The 22,956-nt window shown below is 69.2% G+C and carries 23 protein-coding genes; 13 read left to right on the forward strand and 10 right to left on the reverse strand.

The annotated features are described in order from the left end of the window. Positions 1-27: 27 nt before the first annotated feature. The 7 genes from J2S76_RS02005 to J2S76_RS02035 form a co-directional block, all read right to left on the reverse strand. Positions 28-1,065, reverse strand: coding sequence for a DNA polymerase III subunit delta' (locus J2S76_RS02005; RefSeq protein WP_307057023.1), 1,038 nt, complete (start codon positions 1,063-1,065; stop codon positions 28-30). Continuing rightward, entirely contained in the window at positions 1,062-1,796 is a 735-nt protein-coding gene (gene tmk / locus J2S76_RS02010; protein ID WP_307057025.1) for a dTMP kinase, read from the reverse strand. The genes J2S76_RS02005 and tmk overlap by 4 nt, the downstream gene beginning before the upstream one ends. Positions 1,797-1,984: 188 nt before the next feature. Continuing rightward, complete coding sequence (locus tag J2S76_RS02015) at positions 1,985-3,211, reverse strand: D-alanyl-D-alanine carboxypeptidase family protein (protein ID WP_307057027.1); 1,227 nt, start codon at positions 3,209-3,211, stop codon at positions 1,985-1,987. Between the two features lie 101 nt (positions 3,212-3,312). Further along, positions 3,313-4,398, reverse strand: coding sequence for a septal ring lytic transglycosylase RlpA family protein (locus tag J2S76_RS02020; protein ID WP_307057029.1), 1,086 nt, complete (start codon positions 4,396-4,398; stop codon positions 3,313-3,315). Between the two features lie 274 nt (positions 4,399-4,672). After that, positions 4,673-5,335 carry a response regulator transcription factor gene (locus J2S76_RS02025; protein WP_018391127.1) on the reverse strand — a complete coding sequence of 221 codons (663 nt, stop codon included), beginning with the start codon at positions 5,333-5,335 and terminating at the stop codon, positions 4,673-4,675. Next, positions 5,332-6,828 (reverse strand): ATP-binding protein, encoded by a 1,497-nt coding sequence (locus J2S76_RS02030; RefSeq protein ID WP_307057032.1) that lies wholly within the window; start codon positions 6,826-6,828, stop codon positions 5,332-5,334. The genes J2S76_RS02025 and J2S76_RS02030 overlap by 4 nt, the downstream gene beginning before the upstream one ends. Continuing rightward, the gene (locus tag J2S76_RS02035; RefSeq protein ID WP_307057034.1) at positions 6,825-7,352 is read right to left on the reverse strand and encodes a hypothetical protein; all 528 of its coding nucleotides are present in this window, start codon (positions 7,350-7,352) and stop codon (positions 6,825-6,827) included. The genes J2S76_RS02030 and J2S76_RS02035 overlap by 4 nt, the downstream gene beginning before the upstream one ends. Positions 7,353-7,799: 447 nt before the next feature. Between J2S76_RS02035 and J2S76_RS02040 the strand changes: the two genes are divergently transcribed. From J2S76_RS02040 to J2S76_RS02095, 12 genes are all read left to right on the forward strand, one after another. Beyond that, positions 7,800-9,704 carry a methanol/ethanol family PQQ-dependent dehydrogenase gene (locus J2S76_RS02040; RefSeq protein WP_307057036.1) on the forward strand — a complete coding sequence of 635 codons (1,905 nt, stop codon included), beginning with the start codon at positions 7,800-7,802 and terminating at the stop codon, positions 9,702-9,704. Positions 9,705-9,899: 195 nt separating this feature from the next. Next, positions 9,900-10,781 carry a methanol oxidation system protein MoxJ gene (gene moxJ, locus J2S76_RS02045; RefSeq protein WP_307057038.1) on the forward strand — a complete coding sequence of 294 codons (882 nt, stop codon included), beginning with the start codon at positions 9,900-9,902 and terminating at the stop codon, positions 10,779-10,781. A 73-nt stretch (positions 10,782-10,854) separates the two neighbouring features. Beyond that, positions 10,855-11,448 (forward strand): cytochrome c(L), periplasmic, encoded by a 594-nt coding sequence (gene moxG / locus J2S76_RS02050; RefSeq protein WP_018391122.1) that lies wholly within the window; start codon positions 10,855-10,857, stop codon positions 11,446-11,448. 45 nt (positions 11,449-11,493) lie between these two features. Beyond that, positions 11,494-11,805, forward strand: a complete 312-nt coding sequence (locus J2S76_RS02055) for a methanol dehydrogenase [cytochrome c] subunit (RefSeq protein WP_018391121.1) — start codon at positions 11,494-11,496, stop codon at positions 11,803-11,805. Positions 11,806-12,010: 205 nt separating this feature from the next. Next, the gene (locus J2S76_RS02060; protein ID WP_307057041.1) at positions 12,011-13,042 is read left to right on the forward strand and encodes an AAA family ATPase; all 1,032 of its coding nucleotides are present in this window, start codon (positions 12,011-12,013) and stop codon (positions 13,040-13,042) included. Then, positions 13,039-13,938, forward strand: a complete 900-nt coding sequence (locus J2S76_RS02065; protein ID WP_307057043.1) for a DUF58 domain-containing protein — start codon at positions 13,039-13,041, stop codon at positions 13,936-13,938. Before J2S76_RS02060 ends, J2S76_RS02065 begins: the two co-directional genes overlap by 4 nt. Further along, entirely contained in the window at positions 13,939-14,895 is a 957-nt protein-coding gene (locus J2S76_RS02070) for a nonribosomal peptide synthetase MxaA (RefSeq protein ID WP_307057045.1), read from the forward strand. Next, entirely contained in the window at positions 14,892-15,968 is a 1,077-nt protein-coding gene (locus J2S76_RS02075) for a vWA domain-containing protein (protein ID WP_307057047.1), read from the forward strand. The genes J2S76_RS02070 and J2S76_RS02075 overlap by 4 nt, the downstream gene beginning before the upstream one ends. Further along, on the forward strand, positions 15,965-16,525 hold the full coding sequence (locus tag J2S76_RS02080; RefSeq protein WP_307057049.1) for a hypothetical protein: 561 nt from the start codon (positions 15,965-15,967) through the stop codon (positions 16,523-16,525). Before J2S76_RS02075 ends, J2S76_RS02080 begins: the two co-directional genes overlap by 4 nt. Beyond that, positions 16,522-17,541 (forward strand): vWA domain-containing protein, encoded by a 1,020-nt coding sequence (locus tag J2S76_RS02085; protein ID WP_307057051.1) that lies wholly within the window; start codon positions 16,522-16,524, stop codon positions 17,539-17,541. Before J2S76_RS02080 ends, J2S76_RS02085 begins: the two co-directional genes overlap by 4 nt. 12 nt (positions 17,542-17,553) lie before the next feature. Beyond that, a complete protein-coding gene (locus J2S76_RS02090; protein WP_307057053.1) occupies positions 17,554-18,081 on the forward strand; it encodes an SRPBCC family protein in 528 nt (175 codons plus the stop codon). A 62-nt stretch (positions 18,082-18,143) separates the two neighbouring features. Beyond that, complete coding sequence (locus J2S76_RS02095; RefSeq protein WP_307057055.1) at positions 18,144-19,130, forward strand: YncE family protein; 987 nt, start codon at positions 18,144-18,146, stop codon at positions 19,128-19,130. A gap of 12 nt (positions 19,131-19,142) precedes the next feature. Here the strand turns inward: J2S76_RS02095 and J2S76_RS02100 are convergent, their stop codons facing one another. Continuing rightward, complete coding sequence (locus J2S76_RS02100) at positions 19,143-19,385, reverse strand: hypothetical protein (protein WP_307057057.1); 243 nt, start codon at positions 19,383-19,385, stop codon at positions 19,143-19,145. A gap of 154 nt (positions 19,386-19,539) precedes the next feature. Here J2S76_RS02100 and J2S76_RS02105 point away from each other — a divergent pair, with 154 nt between their 5' ends. Then, positions 19,540-19,827, forward strand: a complete 288-nt coding sequence (locus J2S76_RS02105; protein ID WP_307057059.1) for a DUF1488 family protein — start codon at positions 19,540-19,542, stop codon at positions 19,825-19,827. A 61-nt stretch (positions 19,828-19,888) separates the two neighbouring features. Here J2S76_RS02105 and J2S76_RS02110 read toward each other — a convergent pair whose 3' ends face one another. Both J2S76_RS02110 and J2S76_RS02115 read right to left on the reverse strand, forming a co-directional pair. Further along, the gene (locus tag J2S76_RS02110; RefSeq protein ID WP_307057061.1) at positions 19,889-20,332 is read right to left on the reverse strand and encodes a hypothetical protein; all 444 of its coding nucleotides are present in this window, start codon (positions 20,330-20,332) and stop codon (positions 19,889-19,891) included. Between the two features lie 97 nt (positions 20,333-20,429). Beyond that, positions 20,430-22,625 (reverse strand): methyl-accepting chemotaxis protein, encoded by a 2,196-nt coding sequence (locus J2S76_RS02115; RefSeq protein ID WP_307057063.1) that lies wholly within the window; start codon positions 22,623-22,625, stop codon positions 20,430-20,432. Positions 22,626-22,956: the final 331 nt, after the last annotated feature.

Below are 22,956 nucleotides of genomic sequence, written 5' to 3' on the forward strand. Positions count from 1 at the left end.
CCTGCGGGGCGGCCGGCCGGCGCGCGATCAGGGGCGCAGGGCCTCGTTGAGCGACGCGAAGATCCGGAGGACGAGGGTCTTGCGGTCGAGATTATAGACATCGGCGTCGACCGCAGCGCGGCGAACCTTCTCCCACACCTCCGGGAGGCGTGCAAGACGAACGCGCGCGGTCTGCCGGCGCCCGGTGGCATGGTCGCTGATCCAGCCCTCGACGGTGCCGACAAACGCCTCCAGCGCCCCTCCCCGGTCGCCGGCCAGCTTTTCGCCGAGCGTGTGCAGCGACTTGGGGTCGACACCGGGCAGCGCGTCGAGCAGGACGGTGGTGGCGTTGCGCACGGCGAGGCCGTCGCCCTCCATCAGGCTCAGCGCCTCGCGCACGCTGCCCCCCGCCGCGTGCGCCGCCTCCGCGAAGCGGCTGCGGTCGAGCGTGGGCATGCTGGCGCTCAGGCCCTCCAGCGCCTCCACCACCTGCCCGTCCGACAGCGCCCGCAGCGGCACCATGCGGCAGCGCGAGCGGATGGTGGGCAGCAGCCGGCCCGGCGCGTGGCTCACCAGCAGGAACAGCGCGCGATTGGGCGGCTCCTCCAGCGTCTTCAGCAGCGCGTTGGCGCCCTGCGCGTTCATCTCGTCCAGCGTGTCGACCACGCAGACCCGCCAGCCGCCGAGCGCCGCCGTGGAGCCGAAGAAGCTGCGCACCCGGCGCACCGTCTCGGCGGGAATCATCGAGGGCAGCTTGCCGGCATCATTGGGCGTGCGCCGCAGCACCAGCAGGTCGGGATGCGAGAGCGCCGCCACCTGCCGCGCCGTGGGGTGATCGGGATCGACCGCGATCGAATGCGCCGGCGCGGCGCCGCCTGACAGCACGAAGCGGGCGATGGCATAGGCCAGCGTCGCCTTGCCGATGCCCTCCGCCCCGCCGATCAGCAGCGCATGCGGCAGGCGCCCGGCGTCCCAGGCGGTACGGACCATCGTCTGCGCCTCCTCATGGCCGATGAGGTGCTGCGTCTCGCGCGGGGCCGGCGCGGCGCCGAAGCGGTCGCCTTCGAGCGGGGCGGCGTCCTTCATGAGCGGCGTCTCCGGCGCGGGGCGGGCAGCTTCAGCCGGGTGGAGACTGCCTGCCAGATCGCCTCCTCCACCGCCTCGGCCTCAAAGCTGGCGTCGATCAGCACACAGCGCTCCGGCTCGCTCGTCGCCAGCGCGCGAAATGCTTCGCGCAGGGCGCGGTGGAAGGCGAGCCCCTCGCTCTCGAAGCGGTCGGCATCGCGGCCGGAGCGGGCGGCGGCGCGGGCGAGGCCTTCCTCGGCGGGAAGGTCGAGAATCAGCGTGAGGTCGGGGCGGGTCTCGCCCACCGTCACCTCCTCCAGCGCGGCGATGAGGCGCGGATCGACATTGCCGAGCGCGCCCTGATAGACGCGGGTCGAATCGGCGAAACGGTCGCACACCACCCATGCCCCGCGTGCGAGCGCCGGGCGGATGGTGGCGTCGAGATGGTCGGCGCGGGCGGCGGCGAACAGCGTCGCCTCGGCCAGAGGCCCCAGCGGCTTGGCGGCGCCGGAAAGAATGAGATGGCGCATGATCTCGGCGCCGGTGGACCCGCCGGGCTCGCGCGTGCCGACGGCGTCGATTCCCGCCGCCTGCAGCCGCGCCAGCAGCCGGCGCAGCTGGGTGGATTTGCCCGCCCCCTCCCCGCCTTCCAACGTGATGAAGCGGCCCGGCGGAACCGGTTTTGCGGCGGGGCGGCTTGCCGGCTTGGTTGCGGGTTTGGCTGCCGCCGTGCCCGCCGTCTTCGCCGTCATGGGAGCCGCCTTGGCGGATTTGGCCGTCGCGCTCGTCGCCGCCTTTGCCGACGCCGGCTCGGCTTTCGCCTTCGCCTTGGCAGACCCCGCCTTGGCCGACCGCTTTGCCGCGGGCTTGGCAGCGCTTTCGGCGGTGGGGCTTGCCGGGGCGGGGGCGTTTGAGGGCGGCTGCGTGCGGGAGGGCATGCTCAGCCGGTCAGCTTGGCGTAGCCCTGGCGCAGCAGGCTCACCACCAGTTCATAAGCGCCGTCCATCGCCCGGCGCCAGAGCGGACCGGCCGGCACCGTCTCGGCCGCCACCAGCGGCACGTCGAGCGCCAGTTGCTCGCCGCGATAGACCATCAGCCGCGCCAGTTCCGCGCCCTTTTCCACCGGCGCGGCGATCGGCCCCTCGAAGCGGATGCGGGCCACCAGCTTCTCGTCGCCATTGCGCGGAATCAGCACCCGGATCGGCCCGTCGCTGGTCAGCGGCGCCCCGTTGCGCGCGCCGCCATAGAGCGTCGCTTCGCCGACGATCTGGCCGGGCTCGAAGAGGGTGCGCGATTCGAACGAGCGGAAGCCCCATTCGAGCAGACGGCGGGCATCGTCGGCCCGCTCCTTCTCGCTCTTGGCGCCCATGATGACGACGACGAGCCGCTGCCCGTTCTGGATCGCCGAGCCGACGAGATTGAAGCCGGCATCCTTCTGGTAGCCGGTCATGAAGCCGTCCGCGCCAAGACTCATGCCGAGCAGCGGGTTGCGGTTGTTCTGCCGGATCTTGTTCCAGAGGAAATCCGGCTCGCCGTAGATTTTGTACAGGTCGGGATAGTCGCGGATGATGTGGGTGGCGACCTTCGCCATGTCGCGCGGCGTCGTCTTCTGGTCGGGGTCGGCAAGGCCGCTCACATTGACGAACAGCGAGCCGGTGAGGCCGAGGCGCTTGGCCTCCTGGTTCATCTTCACCGTGAAGGCGAGCTCATTGCCGGAAATGCCCTCGGCCAGCACGATGGCGCCGTCATTGCCCGAGGGAATGATGGCGCCGCGCAGCAGGTCGCTGACCTTGATGGTGCTGTTGACGGCGGCGAACATGGTGGCGCCCCCCGAGGGGGCCCCTCCCCGCCGCCAGGCATATTCGCTGACCTTGAATTCCTGCTCCTGCGACAGCCGCCCGGCGGTAATCTCGCCGAACACCACCGCCATGGTCATCAGCTTGGCGATGCTGGCGGGCGGGCTGGGCGTGTCGGCGGCGCGCTCGAACAGCACCGAGCCGCTGTCGAAATCGAGCAGGATCGCCTGCGGCGCGGCGATCTCGGGCGCGGTCTGCGCCTGGGCGGGGGGCGTGCCGGCGGCAATAATCAGGGCTGCCGCCAGGCCGAGGACCGCGCGGGCTCCATCGGCAAAACGGCGGCCCGGGAACAGGATGCGCAACAGGCTCACGGTCGATCCTCCCCGGCTCCGGGCAGAGTTAACAGCCGAGCGCCGCCGCCGCAATGCGACCGCGACGCCGGCCTTGCCAGAACGCAGGCAGTCGGAAGACCTCAGTACAGCCCGCGACCCATATCGGTCGCGCCCTCGCCGCCGGTCGGGGCATAGCCCATCACCGGCTGCGGGCCGACAATCCAGCCGGTCGGCGCGGCCGCCGCCTGGGCGGGGGCGGTGCGGACCGGCGGCTGCAAGCTGGCCACCTGCACGGCGCCTGCCGGGGCCGGAGTGGCGGCCTTGGCGCGCTTGGTGGGGGGCGTTGGCTGGGACGTTGCCTGGCGCGGGGCCGGCAGCGCGGCGGCCACCACGGCCGGGCGCGGCGTGCTGGTTCCGCGCACCGGCGCGAGCGGCGCGGCGGCCGGCTCGGCATAGGCCTGCGCCACCTGCTGGTCGTCGGCGGGTTCGCCGAGATCGAACGGCCGGCTCGGCGGCAGCGGCACATTGGCGGCGGTCAGGCCACGCATCGAACCGGCGGAGGCGACCATGACGGCCGGCGCCTCAGCGGGCTTGCCATTCATGCGCAGGGTCGAGGCGAGCTGGATGTCGTCGGAGCCTTCCAGCGGCGCCTTGCCGATATAATCGACGCGCACCCGGGCGGTGCCGGTGGACTTGAAGCCCAGCATGTCGGCGGCGCGGTGCGAGACGTCGATGACGCGGTTGCCGTGATAGGGACCACGGTCATTCACCCGCACCACCATGGAACGGTTATTCGCCAGGTTGGTGACGCGGACATAGGACGGCATCGGCAGCGTCGGGTGCGCGGCGGCGATGGAATGCATGTCGAAGACTTCGCCGTTGGCGGTCAGCCGGCCGTGGAAATCGTCGCCATACCAGGAGGCGAGCCCCTCGGCCCGGTAGTTCTTCGGCTCGGTCGGCACATAGGTCTTGCCGGCCACCACATAGGGCTTGCCGACGCGATAGGTGCCGCCGCCCTTGGGCACGGGCTGGCCGGCCGCGACGACGCGCGGGCTGGCGGAAACGCCGTATTTCGGGTCGATCTTGCTCGTCAGCTTGTTGCCGCCGCTGCAGTTGGCGACCAGAAGGCCGATGCCGCACAGCGCTGCGATCCGGCTGAACCGGACGAATGCCTCACCTGCCGCGCGGCGGCCGGAAGCATTGGCAAGAGCAGGATATGTCCCCATTCACCCCGAACCGTCTGTGAGCGCCGTCCGACCCGAAAACCGGGAGCGGAACCGACGCACCGCACTCAAGATCTCCGGCAAGATACCGGCTATCCGACTTCGTGTCTCTCAGGAGGCTGTCTGAGTGAGGCGAAAATGCGGCGCATCGCTTGGCATGGTGAACGAAGTGTAAGTGACGAAGCGGCAAGGACATTCCTGCGCGCAGCCGCCCTTGCCACCGATCGGTGCCACGGCACCCCTGCCCGAATTCCGCCGCGTGGCGGCTCGGGAGCGGTCACATCATCCGCAGCCGGCCGGTGGTGCCGACCGGTGAGGTGGACAGGTACTGGATCGAACAGCGCACCAGTTCGGGCAGGCTGGTGGCGCCCAGCTTGGCCTTGAGCGCCGAGCAGGTGTTGGCGACCGTCTTGTAGCTGATGCCCAGCTCGTCGGCGATGTGGGTGTAGTCCTTACCCTCGGCCAGCAGCGACAGCGTCTGCAGTTCGCGCGGGGTGATGTCGGCGAGCGGCGCGGTCTTGCGCGAGCCGAGCATGGCCACCTGCAAGGCGAGGTCGTGGCTCATATAGGGCTGGCCCTTCCGCACCCGCTCGAAGGCTTCCAGCAGCGCGCCCGAAGAGGTGTCCTTGAGCACATAGCCATTGGCGCCCGCTTCCAGCGCGCGGCTGGCGATCACCGGGTCGCCATGCATGGAGAAGACGAGAATGGGGGTGCGGGCATCCTGCATCCGTAGGCGGCGCACCAGCACCAGCCCGCTCAACCCGTTGCCCTGCAGAGCGAGGTCGACGATGACGACATCCGGCTTCTCGCGGCGGAACAGGCGATAGCCGGCCAGCACGGTGGAGGCCTCCAGCACCCGCTCCACGCCCGCATCCTCCAGCAGCCGGCGGCAGCCCTGGAGCACGATGGGGTGGTCGTCGATCACGAGGGCGCAGGTCATTGGGCGGCGAGCCTTTCCGGAGCGGCCGAGAGGCCGAATTCAGTGGGGTGGGCGGGAATGGCCACGTCGATTCGGGTCCCGCTCGGCACGGCCGCGATGATACTCCATTTGCCGCCAAGAGCGCCGATGCGCTCTTCCATGCCGATCAGCCCAAAACCGTGCGGCGCGTCGTCGGCGATGCCGGTGCCGTCATCCTCGATGGTCAGGTCGATCCGGCCCGCCCGGCGATCGGCCCGCAGGCTGATGGCGATGTTGCGGGCGTCGCCATGGCGCAGCGCGTTGGTCACGGCTTCCTGGATGCAGCGATAGAGGGTGATGTCGACGCTGTCGCCATAGCGCTCGGCGAGGCCCTCGGTGGCGAGGGTGATGCGGCGGCCGGGCGAATGGCTCTCGAAATCGGCCACCAGGTCGGCCAGCACCGCCGCCAGCGGCACATGGCCGAGCGCCATCGGGCGGATCTTGCGCAGCAGGCGCCGGTTCAGACACTGAATGCGGTTGAGAATATCGGCCATGGTGGCGATTCGCTCGCCCATGCGCTGGCCCAGCGCCGGCTCGGTGCGGGCGGTGAGGCGCTCGATCGATTCGAGATTGGCCCGCAGCCCGAACACACAGGGCCCCAGCTCGTCGTGGAGATCGGAGGCGATCTGCCGGCGCTCGTCGTCCTGCACGCTCACCAGCCGCTCATTCAGCCGGGCGTTGTCGTCGCGCGCCGCCTTCAGCGCGGCGCCGAGCGCGTTGAAGCGGTCGGCGATGAGCGCCAGCTCGCGCACCCGGGGCGTGGCGAGCCGGTGCTCGAAGCGGCCTGCCTCCAGCTCATGCAGCCCGGCCGAGAGGGTGCGCAGCGGCATCAGCAGCCGGCCGAGCACGAGGTAGAGCGCGACGAGAATGGCGATGTTGACCGCCGCCGCCAGCACAGCGAGGTCGGACATGTCCTCCCACACTTCGGCAATCTCGTCGGAGGCTTCGCCGGCGACGCGCACCTGCCCCACAAGGGCGCCGTTCTCGACGACGGGAATGAGGCTCTCCTGGCCTTCCACCGACACCAGCCAGGTGAACCAGGCGGGCACGCCGCCCTCGTGCTCCTCCTCGGCCGCTTCGGCGGGCGCGATGTCCAGCGCGGTGCCGGCCTGGTCCTCGATCCGGATGCGGACATGGCGCAGCCCGCTGATGTGCAGCGGCAGCTGGGCCAGCGAGCCGGTGGCGCCCTCGGCGCTGGCCAGCCGCTCGACCGTTTCCTGCACGAAGCGCTCGGCCACGGCGAGCGAGGACAGCATTTCGGCCTCGGTGGCGCGGCGGGCATTGGCGATGATGACGACCACGGCCAGCAGCGCGGCGCACAGATTGATGGCGACGACGGCGGCCAGTACCTGGGCGCGCAGCGAATGGCGCTGCCACCAGCCGAACGAGGCCGGGCGCGACGGCCCTCCGGGTGCTGAAGCGGGGTTGCCAGTGATGCCGGCCGCGATTTTGGCCGCGTTTCGGGCAGGGGTCACGGCGCGGGATTCCCCGATTTCAGGGCCGGCTCGTCGGCCAGCGCCGCCAGCGCGGCGGTGCGGTCGAGGCCTTGGGTCCGCAGATTGTAATAATGCTGGCACAGATCGCTGAAGCCGGCGCGGGACCCCTTCCCCGCGAGGGTGGAGAAATCGGCGATGATCTCGCGCGCCTTCTCGCGGATGCCGATCTCGGCCAGCATGGTTTCCAGCTGCACGGCGCGGTTGGCGATCATCCGGCCGGTCTCGCCGAAGCGGCCGTCAGCCTCGGCCAATACGCCCTGCCATTCCTTTGCCGCCGGAGCATTCGCCGCGACATCGGCCCCCGCGTCTCGGCTGGCGAGCCACACATCCGGCTCGGTGTCGTCCGTGGGCTGCAGCCAGGTCTTGCGCGCGACGGCATCGCTTTCCGGCGCGGTGACACGCTCGCGCTTTTCCGGCTCGCTCTCCCCCGGACAGCCGGCGAGAGCGAAGGCGAGGGCGGCGCTCAGCGCGAGGCGCAAAAGAGAAAAGGGCGATGTGTTCATTTATACTTATGAACTTCTTATGAGATTGGCCGCAACGACGGTCCACAACAGTACCTCTCCGGCGGCGCCGGCGCCAGCGCCATCGTGGACGCGCCGGCTTGGTTTGGCGTCAAGGGCGCCAACCCGCTGATAGAGAACCATTTTCGGCGGATTGCGGCAAGGGTTCCGGGAGTCATGGGTGAATTATCTGTGGGTGCGGGAAGAAGTTCCCGCCCCGAATTTCCATTCTGCCTAAAGACAATAAATCCGCAGACAGCGAACAATACTCCCAGAACAGCCAATGTTCTTAGAAAATCATAAGAATTCTCCGCCGATCCCAAAGACAAGCTCATGGAACTGCCCACCCATGAGAGGGCACGGCGAGGGATAAAAGAGACCCGCACGTCGACGGCAAAGCCGGGGCGCAGCGGGACGGCCTGGGAAGTAGGAAACGCGAGGGAAGACCCAATGAGCCGACTGCACACTTCGGTGTCCGCGCTCTCTGTCGCCGCCGTGATGGCGGCCGCGGTGAGCCTCGGCGCCTCGGCGCCGGCGGTTGCCAACGACAAGCTCGTCGAGCTGTCGAAGAGCACCGACAATTGGCCGATGACCGGCAAGAACTACAGCGCCAACAATTACAGCGAAGCGAACCAAGTCACCAAGGAGAACGTCAAGCAGCTTCGTCCTGCCTGGTCGTTCTCCACCGGCGTGCTGTCGGGCCATGAGGGTACCCCTCTCGTCGTCGACGGCGTGATGTACATCCACTCGCCCTTCCCCAACACGACCTTCGCGGTCGGGCTGGACGATCCGGGCAAGATCCTGTGGCAGCACAAGCCGAAGCAGAACCCGACCGCCCGCGCGGTGGCCTGCTGCGACGTCGTCAACCGCGGCCTCGCCTATTGGCCCGGCAACGGCAAGGTCGGCCCGCTGATCATCAAGACCCAGCTCGACGGCCATGTGGTCGCCCTCGACGCCAAGACGGGCGAGGAATACTGGAAGCTCGAGAACTCCGACATCAAGGTCGGCTCGACGCTCACCATCGCTCCCTATGTCGTCAAGGACCTGGTGCTGATCGGCTCCTCGGGCGCCGAGCTCGGCGTGCGCGGCTACGTCACTGCCTATGATATCGCCACCGGCGCCCAGAAGTGGCGCGCCTATGCGACCGGCCCGGACGAGGAAGTGCGCCTCTCCGACGACTTCAACAGCGCCAACCCGCATTACGGCCAGAAGGGCCTGGGCAAGGCGACCTGGGAAGGCGAGGCCTGGAAGATCGGCGGCGGCACCAATTGGGGCTGGTACGCCTTCGACCCGGACACCAACCTCTTCTACTACGGCTCGGGCAACCCGGCGCCGTGGAACGAGACGATGCGCCCGGGCGACAACAAGTGGACGATGACCATCTGGGGTCGCGACATCGACACCGGTAACGCCAAGTTCGGCTACCAGAAGACCCCGCACGACGAATGGGACTATGCCGGCGTCAACGTCATGATGCTCTCCGAGCAGCAGGACAAGGAAGGGAAGATGCGCAAGCTTCTGACCCATCCCGACCGTAACGGCATCGTCTACACGCTCGACCGCACCAATGGCGACCTCGTCTCGGCCGACAAGATCGACGACACGGTCAACTGGGTGAAGAAGGTCGACCTGAAGACCGGCCTGCCCGAGCGCGACCCGGAATTCGGGACCCGCATGGACCACAAGGGCCGCGAGATCTGCCCCTCGGCGATGGGTTACCATAACCAGGGCCACGACTCCTACGATCCGCAGCGCAAGTCCTTCTTCATGGGCATCAACCACATCTGCATGGATTGGGAGCCCTTCATGCTTCCCTACCGTGCCGGCCAGTTCTTCGTCGGTGCGACCCTGTGGATGTATCCCGGCCCGAAGGGTGACCGCCAGACCTATGAAGGTCTCGGTCAGGTGAAGGCCTATGATGCCATCAACAACAAGTTCAAGTGGCAGGTGATGGAACGCTTCGCGGCCTGGGGCGGCACGCTCGCCACCGCTGGCGGCGTGATGTTCTACGGGACGCTGGACGGCTTCATCAAGGCGCGTGACAGCGACACCGGCGAGCTGCTGTGGAAGTTCAAGCTTCCCTCCGGCGTGATCGGCCACCCGATGACCTACACCCATGACGGCAAGCAGTACGTCGCCATCTATTACGGCGTCGGTGGCTGGCCGGGTGTCGGCCTGGTGTTCGACCTGAACGACCCGACCGCCGGCCTCGGCTCGGTGGGCGCCTTCAAGCAGCTCCAGCACTACACCCAGATGGGTGGTGGCGTGATGGTGTTCTCGCTGAATGGCGACGGCCCCTACAGCGACCCGAACGTTGGTGAATACTCGACCAACGTGATCCAGGGCGGCGGCTGATACTGCCAGACAAAGCCGCCTGCCGCGTCTCGCGGCGGGCGGCGATGTCGCCGAAAGGCTCAGCGTCCGAGAGGGCTCTTCGTCCGCTGTTGCCTGACGTGACGAGGACGGGGCGGCGGGTAGCTGCAAGCGGCCCGCCTCCCCTGCCCCACACAGGATCTCCCGACCTCGAAATTCGTCCAGGAGGACCCCCCGATGTCCACGCGACAGGTCGTCAGCCGGCTTGCCATTGCCGCCGGTCTCGCTTTTTCCGGTTTCGCCATTGCCGGGCTCGCCGACGCCGCGACCGTCGAGGCCGACAAGGCCGCGGGCCGCAATCCGCACGAGCTGCGCATCTGTGCGTCGAATGTCGAGGCGCCGTTCTCGGCGGCCGATTCCAGCGGATTTGAGGACCGCATCGGCGTCGTGCTCGCCCAGGCCATGGGCCGCAAGCCGGTGTTCGTCCGCAACGACCAGCCGGGCATCTATCTGGTGCGCGACCAGCTCGACAAGAACAATTGCGACGTGGTGATGGGCGTCGATGTCGGCGATGAGCGGGTGCTCGTCTCCAAGCCCTATTACCGCACCGGCTACGTGCTGGTGACCAAGGCCGATCGCAACATCACCGCCAGTGACTGGGAAGACCAGCAGATCAAGGACCAGACCCGCTTCGCGGTGCGGTTCTATTCGCCCGCCGAGACCATGCTCAAGCGCATTGGCCGCTTCGAGGACAACGCGGCCTACATGTACTCGCTGGTCAACTTCAAGTCGCGTCGCAACCAGTGGATCCAGGTGCCGGGCGACCGCATCGTGACCGAGGTCGCCAGCGGCGAGGCCGATGTCGGCATCGCCTTCGCCCCGGAAGTGGCGCGCTATGTGAAATCCTCGTCCACGCCGCTGCGGATCACGGTCATCACCAAGGACATCGACCGGCCGAACGATACGCCGATCCCGATGCATTACGACCAGGCTGTCGGCGTGCGCAAGAACGATCCGGAACTGCTCAAGGAGATCAATGCGGCGCTGGAAAAGGCGCGGCCGCAGATCGAGCAGATTCTGACCCAGGAAGGCATTCCGCTGCTTGAGCCGAATACCTGACGGCCGTTTCCGACGCACCGCGTGTCTGCCGGGCCGCGGTGCGCCCCTGATCTCTTGCTGTGAACAAGGTTCGATGACGAAGACGATTTTCACCAAGAAAGCGGCCGCGCTGCTGCTCGCCGGGGCCCTCGGGGCCGGTCTGGTCGGGTTCGGTGCCCGTGCCGCGATCATGCTGAGCAACACCGTCACTGGTCAGCCACTCGACCTTTCCGAAGCGCCGGAAGAGGGCCGCGACACCAAGGCGGTGAAGGTCTTCCTGGAAACGGGCAAGAATATCTACAACGAGGATCCCGTCTGCCTGCCGAAGGCGCATGAGATCTTCCTGTCGATGTGCTCGGGCTGCCATGGCCATTATGGCGAGGGCAAGATCGGCCCCGGCCTCAACGATTCCTACTGGACCTATCCCAAGAACGAGACCGATCAGGGCTTGTTCGAGACGGTGTTCGGCGGCGCCAACGGCCAGATGGGCCCGATGTATGGCGCGCTCAACATGAACGAGATGCTGCTCGCCATGTCCTGGGTCCGGCATCTCTACAAGGACGATCCGAAGGGCGCGGTGTGGCTCACCGACGAGCAGCGCAGCACGTTCAAGCCCTTCGACGCGAACGCCAAGCACGTAGAGCCAGCCGAAGAGCTGCCCGAAGCGTGCGGCGGGCCGGCGGGCTGAACCGCGCCGGTCGAAGACGGGTGGAACACGACCAGGAGACTGAACATGAGCATCATCGACCGTAGCGTTGCCTTCGCCTTGACCCTCGCCGGCGCCGGCGCGCTGAGCCTCGCCATGATGGGCGGGGCGAGCGCCTATGACGGCACCAACTGCAAGGCCCCCGGCAATTGCTGGGAAGCCAAGCCGGGCTATCCCGACAAGGTGGCCGGCTCCAAGTATGACCCCAAGCATGATCCGAAGGAGCTGAACAAGCAGTCGGAATCGATCAAGGCGATGGAAGCGCGCAACGCCCAGCGTGTCGCCAATTTCGAGAAGACCGGCAAGTTCGTCTACGACGTGAGCAAGATTCCGAACTGACGGTTTCGGGCACGGCTTTGTTTTTCGAGAACCCACTTGCGGGCGGACGCCATTCTCCTGTCCGCCCCGCGATCCTCCGGGCAAGCCGCCCGGTTTGTGGGCAACTGGCGCGGCCGACGCCGAACGGGTTCCCCCCGTCCGGCGTGGGCCGCGCCCTTTTCCGGCACATGCGGCCCTCGCGCCCGGCCGCCTGAAAGGCTTCCCGATGGATCTTGTCCGCGATCCCGACTCCGTGCTGTCGGATTGGCATGCCCATGCGCTGCGTTTCGAGCGCGAGATCGGCAAGGTCGTGCTGGGGCAGGAGCGGGTCATCCGCCTGCTGACGATCGCCACCTTCGCCCGTGGCCATGTGCTGCTGGAAGGCGATGTCGGTGTCGGCAAGACCACGCTGCTGCGGGCCATGGCCCGGGCCATTGGCGGCGCCTTCGAGCGCATCGAGGGCACGATCGACCTCATGCCAGGCGATCTCGTCTACCACGCCCATCTCGGCGAGGACGGCAAGCCGCGGATCGATCCCGGCCCGCTGCTGCGGCAGGGCGAGGACCTCTCGATCTTCTTCTTCAACGAGATCAATCGTGCCCGCCCGCAGGTGCACGCCCTGCTGCTGCGGCTGATGGCGGAACGCTCGGTCTCCGCCTTCAACCGCGAATACCGCTTCCCGCATGTGCAGGTCTTCGCCGACCGCAACCGGGTGGAGCGCGAGGAGACCTTCGAACTGCCCGCCGCCGCCCGCGACCGCTTCCTGATGGAGGTGCAGGTGGTGATGCCGCAGGCCGACGAGGCCCGTCGCAGCCTGGTCTTCGATCCGCGCTTCCATGACGTTGATACGTTGCTGATGGATGTGGAAAGCGGCGTGCTCGACCCGGAGGCGCTCGGCACCGTGGCCCGCGCCATCCAGATCGGCGTCCAGGCCAGCCCGGCGCTGGAGGCCTATACGCTGGCGCTCTGGGATGCGGTGCGCCGTCCCCAGGCGCTCGGCCTCGCGATCGACGGCGTCGACATCAACCGGCTGGTGCAGGGCGGGGCCAGCCCGCGCGGCATGAGCTATCTCATTCGCGCCGCCCGCGTCCGCGCCTGGATGGAAGGGCGCGACATGGTGGTGCCGGAGGATCTGCGCGCGGTCTTCCCCGAGGTGATGGCGCACCGCATCTTCATCGATCCGGTCTATGAGATGCGGCGCGAGCCGATCGTCGCCGCCCTCATCGCCGGCGTGTTCGAGAGAGTGCCGGCGCCATGAAGCGGCCCGCCGGCGCCGGTTCGTCTCCCGAGGTGCGGCCGGTTGACCTGCACCCTGGCGACCTGCGCCCCCTTCCCTATCGCCTGCGCTGGCGGCCGGAGGGCATTTTTCCGGGCGCCCATCCCGGGCGCGGCGAGGGCTCGGAGGGCGAGTTCCGCCGCCATGTCTCGCTGCTGCGCCAGCCCGATCCGCGCCGCATCGATTTGCGCGTCTCGCTGCGCGATCCCCATGGCGAACTGCATGTGCGCCAGTTCGCGCCGCGCCGGTCAGTGCCGGTGGCGACGCTGGTCGATCTGTCCGGCTCGATGCGTTTTGGCGAGGCGGTGGCGGGACGGGTGGCGGAGCTGTGCGCGCTGCTGGCGCTCTCCGCCGTGCGCTCGGGCGACAATTTCGTGCTGTTTGGCTGCGATGCCGGGGTGAACGAGGCCGCCAGCCTGCCGCTGTCGCGCCGGCGCGGGCTGGAGGAGGAGGTGCGCCAATGCCTCATCGCCGCCCAGCCGCGCGGCACCGGCGCGAGCGGGCTGTTCGAGGCCGCCGAGCGCCTGCCGGGCCGCCGGTCGCTGGTGTTCCTGGTCTCCGATTTCCTGATGCCCGCGGCCGAGATCGAGCGGCTGCTCGATGCGCTGTGGCGGCACGATGTCATCCCGGTGGTGGTGCGCGACGGCGCGCTGGAAGAGGGCCTGCCGCACTGGGGGCTGATCGAGCTCGGCGATCTGGAGACCGGCGCGGCCCGGCTGGTGTTCATGCGCCCCGGCCTGCGGGCCCGCTGGCTGCGCGCGGCGCGCGAGCGGCAGGAGGCGCTGGCCGCGCTGTTCTCCCGCCGAGGCCTGCGCCCGGTCGATCTCAAGGACGCGCTCGATACGGACGCGCTGGCCCAACGACTGATGGAGGGCTGAATGGGGCGGCTTGCGCGCATCCTTGCCACGCTGGGCCTGCTGGCCACATTCGTTCTGCTGGCACTGCCCACCTCCCCGGCCCTGGCGCAGCTGCGCACGGTGGAGCTGTATGCGCCGCGCGGCTTCGGCCATGTCATCGGCGACACGCTCACCCTCAGCGCCGACATCGCGCTCGATGCGCCCTTCGTGCTGGACCCCGCCTCGCTGCCGCCGCCGCGGGCTCTGAACTACTGGCTCGACCTGCACGAGGTGCGGCTCGAAGACCATGGCGTGAGCGAGGGCGTGCACCGCTACACGCTCGATCTGGTCTACCAGACCTTCTATGCGCCGCTGGAACCGCGCCGGCTGACCATCCCCGCCGTGGCGCTGTTCGCCATCGAGGGCGAGCGGCGGGTGCCGGTGCAGGTGCCGGCCTGGTCGTTCCTGATGTCGCCGCTGCGCGAGATCGTCGCCACCGGTCCGGGGCCGGCGATGCAGCTCCGGCCGGATATCGCGCCGCCCCTGCTGCCCACGGCCGGCCTCCTGCGCGGGCTGGCGCTCGCCCTCGGCGTGGCGCTGCTGGCCCTGCTGCTGCTGGCCTGGCAGATGGGCTGGGGCCCGTTCGGGCGGCGGCGCGCGCGCCCCTTCGCCCGGGCGGCGCGGGCGATTCCCTTGACGCTCGCCACCGCGCCCGGCGATCCCATCCTGGCCGCCTCGCGCTATGCCCACGCGCTGCAGGCGCTGCACCGGGCTTTCGACGCCACGGATGGCAAGGGCGTGTTCGCCGAGGACCTGCCGGGCTTTTTCGAGCGCCATGCCGCCTTCCGGGCGGCGGAGGCGGAGGTGCGGCGTCTGTTCGCTGCCTCGCGGCGGGCGTTCTTCGGCGCCGATCCCGCCGGGGCGCAGCGCGAATTGCCGCCCGATGAGCTGGTGGCGCTGGCGCGTCGGCTGCGCGCGGTCGAGCGGGGCACGGCATGAACGCCGCCGGCGCCTTCTGGGACGGGTTGACGCGCGGCTGGGGCGTCGATCATCCCGCTATGCTGGCGCTGCTGCTTCTCGCTTTGCTGCCGCTGGTGGCCACGGCGTTCCGCCGTCGCGGCATCGCCTCCGCCGGGCTGGTGCCAGATGATCCGCTGTCGCGGGTGGTGGGTGTCGGCCTGCGGCTGGCTGGCGCGGTGGCGATCGTGGCGCTGGTGCTGGGCCTTGCCGGCCTGCACCGGCGCGAGCAGAGCGTCGAGCGCGAGGGCACCGGCGCCCATCTGGTGCTGCTGCTCGACCGTTCCTCCAGCATGGACAACAGCTTCGCCGACCGCGCGCCGACCGGCGACCAGGAATCGAAGTCGGCCGCCGCCAAGCGGCTGCTGGCGGAGTTCGTCGCCCGGCGCCCGCATGACCGCATCGCGGTCGCCGCCTTTTCCACCTCGCCCATGCCGGTGCTGCCGCTGACCGACCATCACGAGGTGGTGGACGCGGCGATCGACGCGATCGACCGTCCGGGCCTTGCCTTTACCGATGTCGGGCGCGGGCTGGCGCTGGCCTTCTCCTATTTCGCCGAGGACACGGACGAGGCCTCGCGGGCGGTGCTGCTGGTGTCCGATGGCGCGGCGCTGATCGACCGCCGGGTGCAGGAGGCGCTGCGCGACGCGGCGGCGCGCACGCCGGTGCATCTCTACTGGCTGTTCCTGCGTTCGCGCGGCGCCCAGGGCATTTATGACGCGCCGGCCTCGGGCGAGGATTCCGCCCAGGCCAATCCCGAGCGCCATCTGCATCTGTTCCTGCAGAGCCTCGGCGTGCCCTATCGCGCCTTCGAGGCGACCAGCCCGCAGGCGGTGGCGCAGGCGATCACCGAGATCGACCGGCAGGAGACGCGGCCGATACGCTATGTCGAGCGCATTCCGCGCCGCGATCTGGTCCGCCCCGCCTTTCTCGTCGCCGCCCTCGCTGTGGCGCTGCTGCTGGCCGCCAAGCTGGCCGAGCGGCAGCTGCGTCCCGCCGGGCGGGGCGGGGTGAAGGAGGGTACCGACGCCATCGACCTGAGGAGGGCCGCATGAGGACAAGGCGCCTGGCGCTCACCGCCACCTTTGCCCTGCTGGTCGCCAGCCTGGCGGCCGCCATCTGGCTGGGCGCCCGGCTGTTCGTGGTCGAGCGCGACAATGGGCTGATCGCCTCGCTCGCCGCCGGCCACGATCTCGCGATCAGTGCCGAGGACCCGCCGGCGCTGCTGTTCGCACGGCTGCATTTCCTCACCACGCGCGACCGGCTGGACGAGGCGCAGCCGCTGCTGAACCGGCTGGCGGCCGGCGAGGACAAGCGCCTTGCCGTCGCGGCGCTGTACGACATGGCCAATGCCCGGCTCCGCGTCGCCTTCAGCCATCTGGAATCGAACCGCATCGACCCGGCGATCCCGCTGGTTCGGCTGGCCAAGGACAATTACCGCCGTGCGCTGGTGCTCGATCCCGGCTTCTGGGACGGCAAGTACAATCTCGACATCGCCATGCGGCTGGTGCGCGATTTTCCGCAGATCGACCTTGAGGGGGAGGAACTGCCGCCCGACGCGGTGAAGAAGCTCTGGACCGATCTGCCCGGCCTGCCGAGGGGGCTGCCATGAGCAGGGCGGCGGCGGGCACACGCGCGACCGGGGAGGGCCTTGACCGGCAGGGCGGCCTGCGGCGGGACTGGCGGTTCTGGCTGCTGCTGGTCGCGCTGCTTGGCATCATCGCCGCGCTGTTCGCCCCGCGCATCGTCCAGACCGGCAATGTGCGCGATGCCGTGCTGGTGATCGACGTCACCGGCAGCATGAATGTGCGCGACGCGCAGAGCCGGGGGGCGCCGGCCACCCGCCTCGATGCCGCCAAGCGCGGCGCCCGCGACATACTGGCCGGGCTGCCCTGCGGCTCGCGTCTGGGCCTCGGCATCTTCACCGAGCGGCGCAGCTTCCTGCTCTTCGAGCCGGCCGAGGTGTGCGAGAACTTCGCCGCCATCGCCGGCTCGATCGACGATCTCGACTGGCGCATGGCCTGGGAAGGCGACAGCTATGTCGCGCGCGGCGTCCATTCCGGCCTCGCCATGGCCGCCGGCCTGAAGGCCGATCTCCTCTTCATGACCGACGGGCATGAAGCCCCTCCCCTGCCCGGCGGCGCCCTGCCGGAATTCGACGGCAAGCCGGGCGAGGTCGCCGGGCTGCTGATCGGCGTTGGCGGCGTCGATCCTTCCCCGATCCCGAAATTCGACCAGGACGGGCGCGAGACCGGCTTCTATGCCGAAGAAGACGTGCCGCAGGAAAACCGCATGGGCCCGCCGCCGGAGGACGCCGCCTCGCGCGCCGGCTGGAACCCGCGCAACGCCCCCTGGGGTAGCGAGGCGGCCACCGGCACCGAGCATCTGAGCGCCCTGCGCGAGGAACATCTGCGCGCGCTCGCCGCCCAGACCGGGCTCGGCTACGTCGCGCTCGGCAATGCCGGCGGGCTGCTCGCCGCCGTCGAAGCCGATACCCGGCCCCGGCCGGTGGAGATGCGCGTCGATACCGCCGCCATCCCAGCCGTGCTGGCGCTGTTCTGCCTCGCATTGCTGTTCGGGCTCGGCGCAACCACCTCGCGGCGGCCCGAGCGACTTCCCACTCGATAAAGGAAAAAGACGATGCTTCAACGACTTGCGCTCGCGCTGGGCCTTCTCATTCTCGGCCCGGCCCTGGCCCTCGCCCATGGACCGACGCCCCAGCGCGCCGATGAGACGCTGGTGATCGCCGCCCCGCCGGAGGCGGTGTGGGCCGTGCTCTCCCGCTTTGGCGGCATTGGCGAGTGGCATCCGCTGGTGAAGAAGGTGGAGGCGACCGGCGGCGACGCGGCCGGCGCCGAGCGCGTGCTGACGCTGGAGAAAGGCGAGGTCAAGGAAGGGCTGGACGAGCTTGATCCCGCCGCCCACCGCCTCTCCTACCGCCTGCTGACGGAGAATGCCGAGGCGATCCCGGTCAGCTTCTACACCCAGACCATCGAGGTGAAGCCGGACGGCGCCGGCAGCGAAGTCAGCTGGGGTGCCCGCTTCTACCGCGCCGACACCACCAATGAGCCGCCGGAGGATCGCAATGACGCGGCCGCCATCGCCGCGATGACCGACTTCATCCAGCAGGGTCTCAAAGGGCTGCAGGCCAAGGTGACGGCCAAGTGAAGGGTGGGGCGGCAGTGGCGGGGCCGGGAGACGGTGGGGAGAACGCCGCCCTGCCCCCGCTAATGCGGACGCGTCAGGCTCTGGCACGCCTCGCCTTCGCGCTGCTCGCCCTCGGCCCGTTCGCGGCGTCAGGCCCGGCACGGGCCGACACGCCCGCGCCGCTGGTCGCGGTGGTGTCGCAGAAGGCGGCGGAGCTATCGCTCGTCGACATCGACGCGCGCGAGGTGCGGGCGGTGATCGGCCTCGCCGCCGTTCCCGCCGGCCTTGCCGCCAGCGCGGACGGGGCGAGCGTCTACGTCACCCATCCCGACCTCAGCCTGGTCAGCCGCGTCGACCTCGCCTCCGGCACGGTGGCCGCGACCTTCAAGGTCGGGCTGGAGCCCTTCGGCATCGCGGTGAGCGCGGATGGCCGCCACCTGCTGGTCAGCGACTGGAGCGCCGATGCGTTGATCCGCCTCGACGCTTCCACCGGCGCGGAAACCGGCCGCGTCGCCATCGGGCACGCCCCGGCCGGGCTGGTGGTGGATGAGAAAGCAGGCCTCGCCTATGTCGCTGATCGCGAGAGCAACCAGGTCAGCGTCGTGCGCCTCGCCGACATGGTCCGGCTCGCCACCGTGCCAGTGGGGCGGGCGCCGTTCGCGCTGGCGCTGTCGCCGGGCGGCGAGCGGCTCTATGTCGCCAATGTGCAGAGCGGCGACCTCTCGGTGATCGACACCGGCGCCACGCCGCGCGAAATCGCCCGCCCGAAGGTCGGGCTCATGCCCTATGGGGTGGCGGTGACGCCGGACGGGCGCACGGTGCTGGTGAGCAACCAGCAGAGCGGCAAACTCGCCATCGTCGATGCCGAAACGCTCGCGCTGGGACCGGCGCAGCCAAGGCTGGGCACGTTTCCGGAAGGCATCACGGTGGTGTCGCCCAGCCGCGCGGCGGCGGTGGACTGGGCCGAGGACGAGGTGGTGGTGATCGATATCGAGGCCAGCACGATCCTCGGCCGGGTCAAGGTCGGCACCAGCCCGCGCAATCTGGTGGCCCTGCCCCGGGGGCGGTGAACCGGAGGGGCTTTATCCGCCCCAGTCGATCTTTGGAATGTCGCGCCGCACCGCGTCCACTGCCGCGCGCAGCTGCTCCAGCCGCCACTGCTTGTAGGCATGCCCGCCGCCGGACTGCCGGGCGATCCTTGCGGTCCAGTTCGGGCCGTCACCGCTCGTCTCGACCGGGTAGATGGCGACCTCCTGCGCGTCGATGCGGCCGAGACGGGGCTGCACCGCCTCTGAGATCCGTCGTATCACCTCGACTGCCGTCATTATTGCCGCGCTCCACTTCTCGGCCGGGGCCGGCAGGGTATGCCGTGGCAATGTGCGTTCATGATGGCCGTGCCTTGACGCGGCGACGACATGTCGCCCCCCGGCCGAACTTCCGCGGCCATCGCGGGTTAGTCCCGAGATCAAGGAGGTGATCATGACGCTGCATCATTCGGCCAAGCCGCCGGAGGACCTCAACGACCGCAAGGCCATCCGCTTCTTCTTCCGCGGCGACAAGGACATCGTCGAATGCCTCGTCAGCTGGGGCGCGCTGGAGCGGCTGGAGAACAGCCCGCTGGACAGCCGCGCCGACCGCATGGCGCGGTTTGAGCAGCACCGGCTGCTGATCGAGGCGGCGGCCCTGCGCAAGATGGAAAAGGCCGGCGCTGGCGAGCGCCCGCTCACCCTCGACGCGCAGGACGTGCTGGCTGGCCCGGTGGCCTGAGGCCGCCCCTGCGAAAAAAGCCCCGCCGCCCTTTTCCGGGCGGCGGGGTTTTTGCGTGGCGTCAGCCACGGATCAGCTTTTCCGCGGCGTCGAGCGCCGTGCCGCACGCTGCGGCGTCGCCGCTCGCGTCGGCCTGCCGGGCGCGGGCGAGGGCGTCGGCGAGCTGGCCCTCGGTGGAAGCGCCGCCTTCCGCCGCTGTCTTCTGGCCCGAGGTCTGGGCGCGGACATCGGCGGGCGAGGCCGCCTTGCCGGCGAGCGTCTCGTTCATGCCGCCGGTCCCCGGGGCTTCGCCGGTACGGGGCACGCCGGCATCGGGGGCGGTGGTGCCGGCCGGCGGCAGCTGCGTCGGGCCCGATCCCGCGTCGGTGGCGGCGACGTTCTTCTCCACCTGCGCGAGCCGTTCCGTGCACGGCCCGGCAAAGGCGCTGCCGGCTGCGAGGCTCAGCGTCATGCCGAGCATGGCGGTGGTGGCGAGGGTCCGGGCGGTTTTCCGGGGATCTGTCATTGGCGTTCCTCCTGCCAGGGGTTCTGGCTTCGGGAAGAACTTCCCGGCAAACCACTCGTTCCCCGCCCGCGTGCCGGACGCGGGCGGGCGGCGTCGCTCAGGCGGCGCGAACGGTCTCCAGGAACCCGTCCATCACCGCGCGCAGGGTGCGGGACTGCTGGGCGAGGGCGGCGGCGGCGTCCTGCACCTGTGTCGCGGCGCGGGTGGAATCGGAGGCGGCGCTGTTGATGCCAAGGATGTTGCTGGCCACCTGCTCGGTGCCCTGCGAGGCGCGGCTCACATTCTGCGCGATCTCGCGGGTGGCGAAGCCCTGCTGCTCGACCGAGGCGGCGATGGTGCCGGCGATGTTGTTGATCTGCCCGATGACGTCGGTGATCACCACGATCGCGGTGGACGAGCTGGCTGTCGCCGCCTGGATCTCGGTGATCTGGGCTTCGATTTCCGCCGTCGCCTGGGAGGTCTGTTCGGCCAGCTGCTTCACCTCCGTGGCCACCACCGCGAACCCTCTGCCAGCATCGCCGGCGCGCGCCGCTTCGATGGTGGCGTTCAGCGCGAGGAGGTTGGTCTGACCGGCGATATTGCGGATGAGATCGATGATCTGCCCGATCTTGCCCGCCGAGGCCGACAGTGCCCGCACCTTCGTGGCGGTGGCATCCGCCTCGCTCGCGGCCATCGCGGCGACGCGCGCGGAATCATCCACTTGCCGCTTGATCTCGGCGATGGAGCTGGCGAGTTCCTCCGCCGCCGAGGCGACGGTTTGCACATTGGCCGCCGCCTCCTCGGACGCCGCCGCGGCCGTATCGGTTTCGCCGGCGACGCGCTCGGTGGCGGAGGCCATGGTCTGCGCGGCGCCGGAGAGCTGGGTGGAGGCGGAGCCGACGCCATTGACCACTTCGCCCATGGCGTTCTCGAAACCGTCGGCAAGCTTGACCATGGTCGCGCGCCGCTCCTCGTCCTGGCGCAGGCGGCTCGCTTCGACGTCGAGCGCCTGCTGGCGGGCCTTCTCCTCAATGCCGAGGCGTATCTGGTCGACAGCGCGGGAGATGTCGCCAATCTCATCCTTCCGGTTGGCACCGGCAATCTCGGCCACATGCTCACCCGACGCCATGCGGCGCAGCGCGGCGGTGAGGCGCGAGATCGGGCCGGAGACGCCGCTTGCCACAAAGGCCATCGCCACCAGGGCCAGCACGGTGACACTGATAGCCGAGACAACCTGCCAGAACAGGTCGATCTCGGCGCGCTCCTGCAGCGCATCGCGCAGGCTCAAGGCTTCCGCCATCACCAGCGCCTGCGGCACCGTGATGATGAGCGACCAGCTCGCGCCGGTGCGGCCGAGGGCGATCGGCGCGAAGACCTTCAGCAGGTCCTGCCCTGCATCGACCTTCACCACCGACTGGCCGTTGTGCAGAATGGTCATGTCATTGGCCGCATCCGGCTCGATGGCGCCAAACGCGCCGCCGATCGCCTGAGGCTTGGCGCTGGAGGCCACGACCAGCCCGGCATTGGTGACGATCGAGACCGTTCCCTTGCCGTTATAGATCGATGCGTCGACCTTCTCGGCGAGCGCCTGCACGAAGGAGAGGTCGAAGTCGGCCCCAGCGACGCCCGCGAACACCCCGCCCAGCGTGATCGGCACGGACATGGTGGCGAGGAACACCGGCTTGCCCTGGACGATATAGGGCAGCGGCGCGAGGATGCTTTCCTTGCCATCGGTCTGCGGGCCGATGAACCAGCCGCCCTTCATCACCCCGTTCGAGTGCAGGTCGCGGCTGTCATATTCCACCAGCGGCTGCAGCGCGATCTTCCCTTCCGCGTCGCGCGTCCAGTAGGGCAGCGCGCGGCCGGTGGCATCGGAGCCCACGTCCTTGCGGCCGGTGAAGCCGTCGTCATTCCCGTCGAGCGCTCCCGGCATCCAGGCGCTGTAAGTGCCGTTGAAGCGGGGATTGTCCTTCAGCACGCCGAGCAGCACGGCGTTCAGCTGCGAGCGGCGCTGGTCCAACGGCGAGCCGTCGAGGCCGGGCTTGCTCGCCACCACTTCCAGCGCGCGGGCCATGTTGCGCGCCGCGTTGAAGGCGGAATCGACCTCGGTCTGGACGATGCCGGCCTGCGTGGAGGCCAGACGCTGCAGCGATTCCTGGCTCAGGCGCTCCAGAAGATTCTCGACACTTCCCGATACGTAATTCGACGTCTGCGCAGCCGAATAGATGCCATAGCCGACAAGGGCGCCGGTCGCCGCCAGAACGCACAAGGCGGACAGCGATATGATCTTGAATTTCACGGAGTGGATGTTCACCGGCGCCAGTTCCTTCGCTTGTCAGAAGTGCGAAGGGTCCGGGGCCGGGCTTGTGTCAGGCTGGTATTTTACTCCGAATACGTAGTCCTACGTAGCCTGGCGGCGTGCCGGCAGGACCTGAGCTCGATCCTCCTGGAGAGGGGTGACGGGAGACGGGCGACGTCCCGGCGGGGGCTTGGCGAGGGCTTGGCAGACCGCACCCGGATGCGCGGTACCCGCCTCGGTTCGCCATGTTAAAAAGTCAAACAGTATGACTATTCAGCCCTTCCAGACTGTGGCATAGATTCCCCGCCGGCAAGCACCCGCAAGTGGCGCGACGGCTAGACATCAC

The organism is Ancylobacter vacuolatus (assembly GCF_030813595.1).
Classification (GTDB): domain Bacteria; phylum Pseudomonadota; class Alphaproteobacteria; order Rhizobiales; family Xanthobacteraceae; genus Ancylobacter; species Ancylobacter vacuolatus.

Bases quoted from the DNA above. Each gene is read 5' to 3' on its own strand.
- J2S76_RS02020 (WP_307057029.1), bottom strand. From the start codon at position 4,398: ATGGGGACATATCCTGCTCTTGCCAATGCTTCCGGCCGCCGCGCGGCA.
- J2S76_RS02025 (WP_018391127.1), bottom strand. From the start codon at position 5,335: ATGACCTGCGCCCTCGTGATCGACGACCACCCCATCGTGCTCCAGGGC.
- tmk (WP_307057025.1), bottom strand. From the start codon at position 1,796: ATGACGGCGAAGACGGCGGGCACGGCGGCAGCCAAACCCGCAACCAAG.
- J2S76_RS02085 (WP_307057051.1), top strand. From the start codon at position 16,522: ATGAGCAGGGCGGCGGCGGGCACACGCGCGACCGGGGAGGGCCTTGAC.
- J2S76_RS02040 (WP_307057036.1), top strand. From the start codon at position 7,800: ATGAGCCGACTGCACACTTCGGTGTCCGCGCTCTCTGTCGCCGCCGTG.
- J2S76_RS02005 (WP_307057023.1), bottom strand. From the start codon at position 1,065: ATGAAGGACGCCGCCCCGCTCGAAGGCGACCGCTTCGGCGCCGCGCCG.
- moxG (WP_018391122.1), top strand. From the start codon at position 10,855: ATGACGAAGACGATTTTCACCAAGAAAGCGGCCGCGCTGCTGCTCGCC.
- J2S76_RS02075 (WP_307057047.1), top strand. From the start codon at position 14,892: ATGAACGCCGCCGGCGCCTTCTGGGACGGGTTGACGCGCGGCTGGGGC.
- J2S76_RS02105 (WP_307057059.1), top strand. From the start codon at position 19,540: ATGACGCTGCATCATTCGGCCAAGCCGCCGGAGGACCTCAACGACCGC.
- J2S76_RS02060 (WP_307057041.1), top strand. From the start codon at position 12,011: ATGGATCTTGTCCGCGATCCCGACTCCGTGCTGTCGGATTGGCATGCC.
- moxJ (WP_307057038.1), top strand. From the start codon at position 9,900: ATGTCCACGCGACAGGTCGTCAGCCGGCTTGCCATTGCCGCCGGTCTC.
- J2S76_RS02065 (WP_307057043.1), top strand. From the start codon at position 13,039: ATGAAGCGGCCCGCCGGCGCCGGTTCGTCTCCCGAGGTGCGGCCGGTT.
- J2S76_RS02080 (WP_307057049.1), top strand. From the start codon at position 15,965: ATGAGGACAAGGCGCCTGGCGCTCACCGCCACCTTTGCCCTGCTGGTC.
- J2S76_RS02095 (WP_307057055.1), top strand. From the start codon at position 18,144: ATGCGGACGCGTCAGGCTCTGGCACGCCTCGCCTTCGCGCTGCTCGCC.
- J2S76_RS02110 (WP_307057061.1), bottom strand. From the start codon at position 20,332: ATGACAGATCCCCGGAAAACCGCCCGGACCCTCGCCACCACCGCCATG.
- J2S76_RS02035 (WP_307057034.1), bottom strand. From the start codon at position 7,352: ATGAACACATCGCCCTTTTCTCTTTTGCGCCTCGCGCTGAGCGCCGCC.
- J2S76_RS02100 (WP_307057057.1), bottom strand. From the start codon at position 19,385: ATGACGGCAGTCGAGGTGATACGACGGATCTCAGAGGCGGTGCAGCCC.
- J2S76_RS02070 (WP_307057045.1), top strand. From the start codon at position 13,939: ATGGGGCGGCTTGCGCGCATCCTTGCCACGCTGGGCCTGCTGGCCACA.
- J2S76_RS02055 (WP_018391121.1), top strand. From the start codon at position 11,494: ATGAGCATCATCGACCGTAGCGTTGCCTTCGCCTTGACCCTCGCCGGC.
- J2S76_RS02090 (WP_307057053.1), top strand. From the start codon at position 17,554: ATGCTTCAACGACTTGCGCTCGCGCTGGGCCTTCTCATTCTCGGCCCG.